This window comes from Terrabacter sp. P5_B1, from assembly GCF_056400505.1.
Window position 1 is genome coordinate 1 of the sequence record NZ_JBFULD010000170.1, and the last position, 9,087, is coordinate 9,087.

Consider the following 9,087-nt stretch of genomic DNA (forward strand, 5'->3'; position numbering starts at 1 on the left):
GTTCAAGGCCGCGGCGGATCGCGCTGCCAAGGCCAAGGCCGACGCCGAGAACGCCGAGCGTGCCGCCAAGGAGCGCATCGAGCGCGCGAAGGCCGAGGCCGACCGCGCCGAGGCCGCGGCCAAGTCCGCGGTGGACTCGCAGAGCCTGGACGACGCCCAGGCCAAGCTCAATGGCCTCAACTCACAGGTGGCCGATGCCGAGGCCAATCTCACCAAGGCCCAGGAGAATGCCCGCGCCGCCGAGGAGCGTGCCGCGAAGGCGCAGGCCGACGCAGATGCGGCCGCCGCTGAGGCGGCACGCCTTCGTGACGAGGCCGCCAAGGGTGCACCGGCGCCCGGTACAGCTGGTGTCGCAGCGGCAGCAGCCCCCGCCGCCGCGACGGGCAACCTCGACGCTGCCGGGGTCATCGCCCTCGCGCAACGGCTCCACGACGAGCACGTGGCTGCTGGCGAGACGCGGCGCGATGAGCTCATCTCCGAGGCAGAGGGCCGCCACCGCGAGATGATCGCTGCGGCCCAGGCCCGTCACGACGAGCTGATCAGCGTCGGTCAGAGCCGCCACGACGAGGCGTCCCAGCAGGCGGAGCAGATCTCGGCCGCGGCAGCCGCCCAGCGCGACCAGATGATCGCCGAGGCGACCTCGCAGCGCGACCAGATGCTGAGCGAGGCCACCCACAAGCGCGACGAGATGCTCACCGAGGCACGCGAGCGCGCCACCGGTATGGTCGCGGAGGCCCAGCAGAAGAAGGCCGCCGTTCTCGAGGAGCTCGACAAGCAGAAGGGTCTGCTCGATCGCAAGATCGCCGAGCTGCGCGGGTTCGAGAAGAACTACCGCTCGAACCTCAAGTCGTACATCGAGGGACAGCTGCACGACCTCGACTCCAGCGCTCAGGAGCCGGCGCACGCCCAAGTCGGAGACGGCCACCAGGGCTGAACCCGCCTCGATCAGACGTATGCAGGCCGTCCGGGAACGCTCCCGGACGGCCTGCGTCGTCCCTGGGTGAGGAACACTTCGTCCGCGTGAGCGTTTCGCGTTTGTGCGCGACTCGTGCGGGGCTTATTGTCAGCCCCACTTGTCAGCGTCGACGGCATGAACGACGGAGGGTCTGATGGCGGCGAAGAAGACGGCAGCGGCGACAGCCGCGGCCCAGCGGTCACCCGCGAGGACGACGTCGGCGACGAAGACCGCACCGGCGAAGAAGGCGTCTCCCGCGAAGAAGACGACGACGAAGGCCACAACCACGAAGGCCACAACCACGAAGAAGGCGTCGCCGGCGAAGACAGCGAGTCCGACGACGAAGACGTCAACCGCCCAAAAGGCCGCACCGGCGAAGAAGGTGTCGTCCTCGACCCAGGCCGCACCCGTCAAGAAGCCCTCGCCCGCCAAGCAGGTGACACCGGCGACGAAGAAGGCGACGCCTGCCAAGAAGGCGACGCCGGCGACGAAGAAGGCGACGCCTGCCAAGAAGGCGACGCCGGCGACGAAGAAGGCGACGCCGGCGACGAAGGCGCCGGCGACGAAGAAGACGACCTCCACCACCCGAGCAGGCGCCGCGAGCGCGAAGTCCGCGGCCAAGGCGCCTGCGCCACGAACCAAGAAGGCAGCTGTGACGACGAGCTCCACTGCAGGACCCCGCGCGGCGACGAAGAAGGCCGCGGCAAGCACGACCAGAGCCAGTGCCACCAAGATCGCCGGGCAGCTCCGGGTCAAGGACGACGAGAGCCCGTGGAGCGTGGAGGAGATCGGCGAGGTCCGCGGCGTCCTCCTCGAGGAGATCGAGCAGCACCGGGTCGAGCTCAAGCTGGCCGAGGACGAGCTCGACGACCTGCTGCGCGCCTCGGGCGACGGCTCGGGCGACGACCAGGCTGACGCGGGCGCCAAGACCGCCGAGCGCGAGCACGAGATCTCGGTGGCCGCCAACGCCCGCGCGAGCCTGCGTCAGGCCGAGCACGCGCTCGAGCAGCTGGATGCCGGGACGTACGGCATCTGCGAGAACTGTGGCAACCCGATCGGCAAGCTTCGACTTCAGGCCCGTCCTCGTGCGACCCTGTGCATGACATGCCAGGAGAAGCAGGACCGCCACTGACGCCCGACCACGCCACGTCGACCCCCCGAGCGGGGGTCGACGGCGTGTCCACCCCTACGACCGATACGACCGCTACGACCACCGGGACCGTGAGCTCGAGGACCGCCGAGGAGAATCGCCCGAGGCCTGACCGGCGCAAGCGCCTGTTCGTTCTCCTCGGTGTCGTCGCGGTCCTGGCCTACCTCACCGACCAGCTGAGCAAGATCGTCGCCCTCGACGTGCTCGCCAACGGTGAGCCGCGACCCTTCGTCGGGGAGCTCATCCGCTTCAAGCTCATCGGCAACCCCGGGGCCGCCCTGTCGCTCGGTGCGAGCAACACGTGGGTCATGACGGGAATCGCGCTCGCGGTTCTCGTCGCGATCATCGTCGTGGCGCGCCAGCTGGGGTCCCGAGCCTGGGCGGTCGCGCTCGGTCTGCTGCTCGGTGCCGCGATCGGCAACCTCACCGACAGGTTCGTCCGACCGCCGGGTGGGGGCCAGGGGCACGTGGTCGACTTCATCGACTACAACCGCTGGTTCATCGGCAACGTGGCTGACATCTGGATCGTCTCGGCGGCCGGGCTCATCATCATCCTCGCGTTGCTGGGGATCGGGGTCGACGGCCGTCGCGACCACAGCCGCGGCGTCGCAGCGCCCACGGCGGGCAGCCACGCCGCCGTGGACACCCATGAGGCCGCCGGCGACACCACCGACGAGACCGACGAAGCCACCCACGAGACCAACCACGAAACCACCGGCGAGACCACCGGGAACGGCGAGAGCGACATGACGCGAGCGAACGACGAGGCGCCCGGCGCGCCCGAGACGCACGAGGTGCGCCGCCCTGGAGGCGAGCATGCCTGACGTGCGCACCGTGCTCGTGCCCGACGGCCTCGAGGGCGAGCGCGTCGACGCCGGTGTCGCGCGGCTCTTCGGGGTCTCGCGCACCAAGGCCGCCGACCTGGCCGCCGACGGCCACGTCGTGCTCGACGGCAAGTCCGTCGTCAAGTCCGAGCGGCTCTCCGCCGGCTCGATGCTCGAGGTGTCGCTGCCCCGCCCCGAGGAGAGCCCGAGCCTGCAGATCATCGCCCAGCCCGTGCCCGGCATGTCCATCGTCCACGACGACGACGACATCGTCGTCGTCGACAAGCCCGTCGGCGTCGCAGCGCACCCGAGCGTGGGGTGGAGCGGCCCCGACGTCGTGTCCGGGCTCGCGGCTGCCGGCTACCGCATCTCGACCTCCGGGGCCCCCGAGCGCCAGGGCATCGTGAGCCGACTCGACGTCGGCACGTCGGGACTCATGGTCGTGGCGAAGAGCGAGTACGCATACTCCCGGCTCAAGCAGGCGTTCCGCAGCCGCACGGTCGACAAGACGTACCACGCGCTCGTGCAGGGGCTGCCCGACCCCGTCGTCGGCACCGTCGACGCGCCCATCGGGCGCCACCCCGGCCACGACTACAAGTTCGCGGTGATGAAGAGCGGCAAGCCGTCGGTCACGCACTACGAGGTTCTCGAGGCCTTTCGACACGCCAGCCTGCTCGACATCCACCTGGAGACGGGCCGGACCCACCAGATCCGCGTCCACTTCGCGGCGTTGCACCACCCCTGCTGTGGTGACCTCACCTACGGGGCCGACCCGAAGCTCGCTGCACGACTGAAGCTCGACCGCCAGTGGCTGCACGCCGTCGGGCTCGGGTTCGAGCACCCCGGCACGGGGGAGTACGTCCATTTCGAGAGCCGCTATCCGGAGGATCTCCAGCGCGCTCTCGACATCGTCGCGACCTTCTGAGACCTGCACCCTCAACGTGAGGGTGAAGCCTGACGACGCATGCCGTCCGGCCGGCTCGTGGGACCGGTGTGCGGTGGACGCCCGGGGTCGGTGACACCCGGCCCCGACACGCGGAGGAGTGTCCTCCCGGAGGCTTAGACTCATCCACGATGTCGACCGAAGCCGCCCCGCGAAACGATCCGAACTTCGTGCACCTCCACGTGCACACGGAGTACTCCATGCTCGACGGGGCCGCCCGCATCGGCGACCTCTTCAGCGAGGCGGCGCGGATGGGCATGCCGGCCCTCGCGACGACCGACCACGGCTACGTCTTCGGCGCCTACGAGTTCTGGAAGAAGGCGCAGGGCACCGGCGTCAAGCCGATCATCGGCGTCGAGGCATACATCACGCCCGGCACGCACCGCACCGACCGCACGAAGGTGAGCTGGGGCGACGGTGGCCGCGACGACGTCTCCGGCAGCGGCGCCTACACCCACATGACGATGCTCGCCCAGAACAACCAGGGCATGCACAACCTCTTCCGGATGAGCTCCATCGCGAGCCTCGACCAGGTCTACACGAAGTGGCCGCGCATCGACCGCGACCTGCTCTCGACGTACGGCAAGGGCCTCATCGTCACGACGGGCTGTCCCTCGAGCGAGATCCAGACCAAGCTCCGGTTCGGGATGTACGACGAGGCGCGCGAGGTGGCCGCCGAGCTGCGCGACATCTTCGGCAACGAGAACGTCTACGTCGAGCTCATGGACCACGGTCTCGACATCGAGCGGCGCACCCAGAAGGACCTCATCCGGCTGGCCCGCGACCTCAAGCTGCCGCTCGTCGCGACCAACGACCTGCACTACACCCGCGCCGAGGACGCCAAGGCGCACGCGGCGCTGCTCTGCGTCCAGTCCGGCTCGACGCTGATGGACCCCAACCGGTTCAAGTTCGACGCCGACGACTTCTACCTCAAGTCCGCGGCGGAGATGCGCCACCTGTGGCGTGAGCTGCCCGAGGCGTGCGACAACACCCTGCTCATCGCCGAGCGGTGCGAGGTCTCCTTCACCGAGGGGGAGGGGCGCTACATGCCCCGGTTCCCCTGCCCCGAGGGCGAGGACGAGACGACGTGGTTCATCAAGGAGGTCGAGACGGGCCTCCAGCGCCGGTTCCCCGACGGGGTGCCGGACTACGCCCGCAAGCAGGCGGCCTTCGAGGAGGACGTCATCGTCTCCAAGGGCTACCCGGGCTACTTCCTCGTCGTCGCGGACTTCATCAACTGGGCCAAGCGCAACGGCATCCGCGTCGGCCCCGGCCGTGGTTCGGGCGCCGGCTCGATGTGTGCCTACGCCATGGGCATCACCGACCTCGACCCGGTGCCGCACGGTCTGATCTTCGAGCGGTTCCTCAACCCCGAGCGCATGTCGATGCCCGACTTCGACGTCGACTTCGACGAGCGCCGGCGCGGTGAGGTCATCCGCTACGTCACGGAGAAGTACGGCGAGGAGCGGGTCGCCCAGATCGTCACCTACGGCACGATCAAGGCCAAGCAGGCGCTCAAGGACGCGAGCCGTGTGCTGGGCCACCCGTTCGCGATGGGTGAGAAGCTCACCAAGGCGATGCCCCCCGACGTCATGGGCAAGGGCATGCCGCTCGCCGACGTCTTCAAGCCGGAGTCCAAGCGCTACAACGAGGCCGGCGACTTCCGCGTCGTCCACGACGAGGACCCGCAGGCCCAGGAGGTCGTCGCGACGGCGCTCGGCCTCGAGGGCCTGAAGCGGCAGTGGGGCGTGCACGCCGCCGGCGTCATCATGAGCAGCGAGCCGCTCGTCGACGTCATCCCGATCATGCGCCGCCTGCAGGACGGCCAGATCATCACGCAGTTCGACTACCCCAGCTGCGAGTCGCTGGGTCTGGTCAAGATGGACTTCCTCGGCCTGCGCAACCTCACGATCCTCGACGACGCCATCGAGAACATCAAGCTCAACCGCGACGAGGACATCGACCTCGACGAGCTGTCCAAGACCCTCGACGACCGCGCCACCTACGACCTGCTCGGTCGGGGTGACACCCTCGGCGTCTTCCAGCTCGACGGTGGCGGCATGCGCTCGCTGCTGCGCCTCATGCAGCCCGACAACTTCGAGGACATCTCGGCCGCCCTCGCGCTCTACCGGCCCGGCCCGATGGGCGTCAACGCGCACACGAACTTCGCGCTGCGCAAGAACGGCAAGCAGGAGGTCGTCCCGCTCGACCCCCAGCTCAAGGGCAAGCTCCAGCAGGAGATGATCGACGCGCTCGACCCGATCCTCGGGATGACCTACGGCCTGGTCATCTACCAGGAGCAGGTCATGGAGATCGCCCAGAAGCTCGCCGGCTACACGCTCGGCAACGCCGACCTGCTCCGACGGGCCATGGGCAAGAAGAAGAAGGAGGTCCTCGACGCCGAGTACGTCCCCTTCTCCGAGGGCATGAAGTCCCAGGGCTTCAACGAGGCCTCGATCGCGGCGCTCTGGGGCGTCCTCGTCCCCTTCTCGGACTACGCGTTCAACAAGGCGCACACGGCGGCATACGGCCTCGTGTCGTACTGGACGGGCTACCTCAAGGCCAACTACCCCGCCGAGTACATGGCGGCCCTGCTGACGAGCGTGCGCGACGACAAGGACAAGTCGGCGCTCTACCTCAACGAGTGCCGGCACATGGGCATCAAGGTGCTGCCGCCCGACGTCAACGAGTCGATCGCCAACTTCGCGGCCGTCGGCACCGACATCCGCTTCGGTCTCGCCGCGATCCGCAACGTCGGCCTGCCCGTCGTCCAGGCCATCATCAAGGCCCGCGACGACAAGGGCGCCTTCGCCTCCTTCAAGGACTTCCTCTCCAAGGTGCCGGCAGTCGTGTGCAACAAGCGCACCATCGAGTCGCTCATCAAGGGTGGCGCCTTCGACTCGCTCGGCGAGAGCCGACGCGGCATGGTCGAGGTCCACGAGCGCTACATCGACGCGCTCGTCGAGGTCAAGAAGCAGGAGGCCATCGGTCAGGACAGCCTGTTCGGCAGCTTCGGCGACGACACGGACGCCGGCGGCCAGGACGGGCCGGGCGCCTTCGACGGTCTGCCGCCGGTGCCGACGCTGGAGTGGGACAAGGCCAGCCTCCTCTCGTTCGAGCGCGAGATGCTCGGCCTCTACGTCAGCGACCACCCGCTGTTCGGCATCGAGCACATCCTCGCCACCCACGCCGACACCTCGATCGCTTCGCTCATGGGCGACGACCCCAAGGCGGACGGCACGCCGGTCACAGTGGCCGGCCTCATCACGAGCCTGCAGCTCAAGCGGACGAAGAAGGGCGACCTCTGGGCGATCGCGACGGTCGAGGACCTCGACGGCGCCATCGAGTGCCTCTTCTTCCCGTCGGCCTACATGACCTACTCCACGATGCTCGCGCAGGACACCGTCTGCGCCGTCAAGGGTCGCATCAGCGCCCGCGACGACTCGATCTCGATCTTCGCCCAGGAGCTGACGATCCCCGACATCAAGGAGGGTCCGCGCGGGCCGGTCGTGCTGACCCTGCCGCTCGGTCGCGCGACGCCGGCCGTGGCCGAGAGCCTCAAGCGCGTGCTGGGCGAGCACCCGGGGGCGACCGAGGTGCAGGTCAAGCTGACCCAGCCCGGGCGCTCGGTGCTCATGTCCCTCGACGACTCGCTGCGCGTCACGGCCACCTCCGCTCTCTTCGGCGACCTCAAGGCCCTGCTCGGTCCGGCCTGCCTGAGCTGATGAGAGAGGCGGACCGCCGGCGGATGCGCCGGGCGCGCATGGCCGCGCTCGGCCTGACGCCGCGGCTGGGCACCCCGTCGTCCCCTGAGTCGGCGCTCGCAGTGGCACGGAGACTCGGGGCCCTGCAGGCCCAGGACTACGCGAGCGGCGCGTGGTCCCTCGGGGTGCGCTCGGGGCTGACCCTCGCCCAGGTCGAGCAGGCCGTGCACGACCGCGAGGTCGTGCGCACGTGGCCGATGCGCGGCACGATCCACTGGGTGCCGGCCGAGGACGCCCGCTGGATGTGCGAGCTGCTCGCAGCGCCGCGCAGCACGACGCTCGCCGCCCGGTTCACCCAGCTCGGGATCTCCGAGGCTGACGTCGAGCTGTCCGGCAGGCTCTTCGAGGAGCACCTGCGCGAGCCGATGAGCCGGCCCGACGTGGCGGCCCTGCTCGTCGAGCACGGCATCGACCCGACCGGCCAGCGCAACTACCACCTCATCGGGCACCACTGCATGAGCGGTCTCCTCTGCCAAGGTCCGCTCATCGCCAAGCAGCCGAGCTTCGTGCTCATGGATACGTGGATTCCCCACTCCCGCAAGCTTTCTCGCGAGGAGGGCCTGGCTGTTGTGGCCGAGCGCTATGTCCACAGCCACGGGCCGGTCACCGAGAAGGACCTCGCCGGCTGGATCCTCAAGCCGCTCAGCCTGACCCGTGAGGCGCTGGCACTCGTCGCGGACCGGATCCGTCGCGAGGAGGTCGACGGACAGACCTGGCTGGTGCACGTCGACGCCTGCGAGGCCCCGGACTCTCCCGGCGGCGTGCACCTGCTGCCGCAGTGGGACGAGTTCCTCCTCGGCTACAAGTCGCGCGACGTGACCCTGCCGCCCGAGCGCTTCGCCGAGGTCGTCCCGGGACGCAACATGGTCTTCAAGCCGACGCTGGTCATCGACGGTCAGGTGGCCGGCACCTGGCGCAAGGTGCAGAAGCGTGCACACGTCGTCGTGGAGGTGAAGCCGTTCGCGCAGCTCCCGGCTCGTCGGTGGGGTGAGATCGAGTCCGCAGCCGCGGGCTACGGCGCCTTTCTCGGCACCGAGGCCGAGGTCGTCCGCCTCGGGCCGGCCGGCGGGAGCGGCTGAGTGGCTCGCGGACCCATTCCGCCGTCGCCCCTACCACCACGTCACGGCGTGGACGCCCAGCGCTTCCGTATGCCGCAGGCCGGCCCTTGGACGTCGCTGCGGGACCACCTCGTCGAGCGGCTCTCACCCGGCCTCGACGCCGACGACGTCGACCGTATGCTCCGGGCCGGCGAGTTCGTCGACGGCTCAGGCACGCCCGTGCGTCCGGACGCGCCCTTCGTGGCGCAGTCGGCCGTCTGGGCGCACCGGGACCTCCCAGCTGAGGTGGCGCATCCGGAGGAGCCCGTCGTGCTGCACCGCGACGAGCGCATCGTCGTCGTGGACAAGCCGCACGACATGGCGACGATGCCACGCGGGCGGCACGTCGCGCAG

General features: G+C 69.5%; 7 protein-coding genes and 1 pseudogene. 7 read left to right on the forward strand and 1 reads right to left on the reverse strand.

Annotated features, from left to right (window positions below; genetic code table 11):
- The coding region (locus AC1DP0_RS13105) for a DivIVA domain-containing protein (protein WP_478084997.1) at positions 1 to 934 on the forward strand (934 nt) is incomplete at its 5' end.
- 129 nt (positions 935 to 1,063) lie between these two features.
- Here the strand turns inward: AC1DP0_RS13105 and AC1DP0_RS13110 are convergent.
- Positions 1,064 to 1,597 (reverse strand): hypothetical protein, encoded by a 534-nt coding sequence (locus AC1DP0_RS13110; RefSeq protein ID WP_478084998.1) that lies wholly within the window; start codon positions 1,595 to 1,597, stop codon positions 1,064 to 1,066.
- Between the two features lie 10 nt (positions 1,598 to 1,607).
- On the opposite strand from AC1DP0_RS13110, the gene AC1DP0_RS13115 reads away from it, so the two are divergent.
- The 6 genes and pseudogenes from AC1DP0_RS13115 to AC1DP0_RS13140 form a co-directional block, all read left to right on the forward strand.
- Positions 1,608 to 2,087 (forward strand): TraR/DksA family transcriptional regulator, encoded by a 480-nt coding sequence (locus tag AC1DP0_RS13115; RefSeq protein WP_478084999.1) that lies wholly within the window; start codon positions 1,608 to 1,610, stop codon positions 2,085 to 2,087.
- Between the two features lie 89 nt (positions 2,088 to 2,176).
- The gene (gene lspA / locus AC1DP0_RS13120) at positions 2,177 to 2,929 is read left to right on the forward strand and encodes a signal peptidase II (protein WP_478085000.1); all 753 of its coding nucleotides are present in this window, start codon (positions 2,177 to 2,179) and stop codon (positions 2,927 to 2,929) included.
- On the forward strand, positions 2,922 to 3,854 hold the full coding sequence (locus AC1DP0_RS13125; RefSeq protein ID WP_478085001.1) for an RluA family pseudouridine synthase: 933 nt from the start codon (positions 2,922 to 2,924) through the stop codon (positions 3,852 to 3,854). The genes lspA and AC1DP0_RS13125 overlap by 8 nt, the downstream gene beginning before the upstream one ends.
- 149 nt (positions 3,855 to 4,003) lie before the next feature.
- Entirely contained in the window at positions 4,004 to 7,597 is a 3,594-nt protein-coding gene (dnaE, locus tag AC1DP0_RS13130; protein WP_478085002.1) for a DNA polymerase III subunit alpha, read from the forward strand.
- The gene (locus AC1DP0_RS13135; RefSeq protein WP_478085003.1) at positions 7,597 to 8,715 is read left to right on the forward strand and encodes a winged helix DNA-binding domain-containing protein; all 1,119 of its coding nucleotides are present in this window, start codon (positions 7,597 to 7,599) and stop codon (positions 8,713 to 8,715) included. The genes dnaE and AC1DP0_RS13135 overlap by 1 nt, the downstream gene beginning before the upstream one ends.
- Positions 8,716 to 8,763: 48 nt before the next feature.
- Positions 8,764 to 9,087, forward strand: a pseudogene (locus tag AC1DP0_RS13140) (pseudouridylate synthase); the annotation flags it as partial.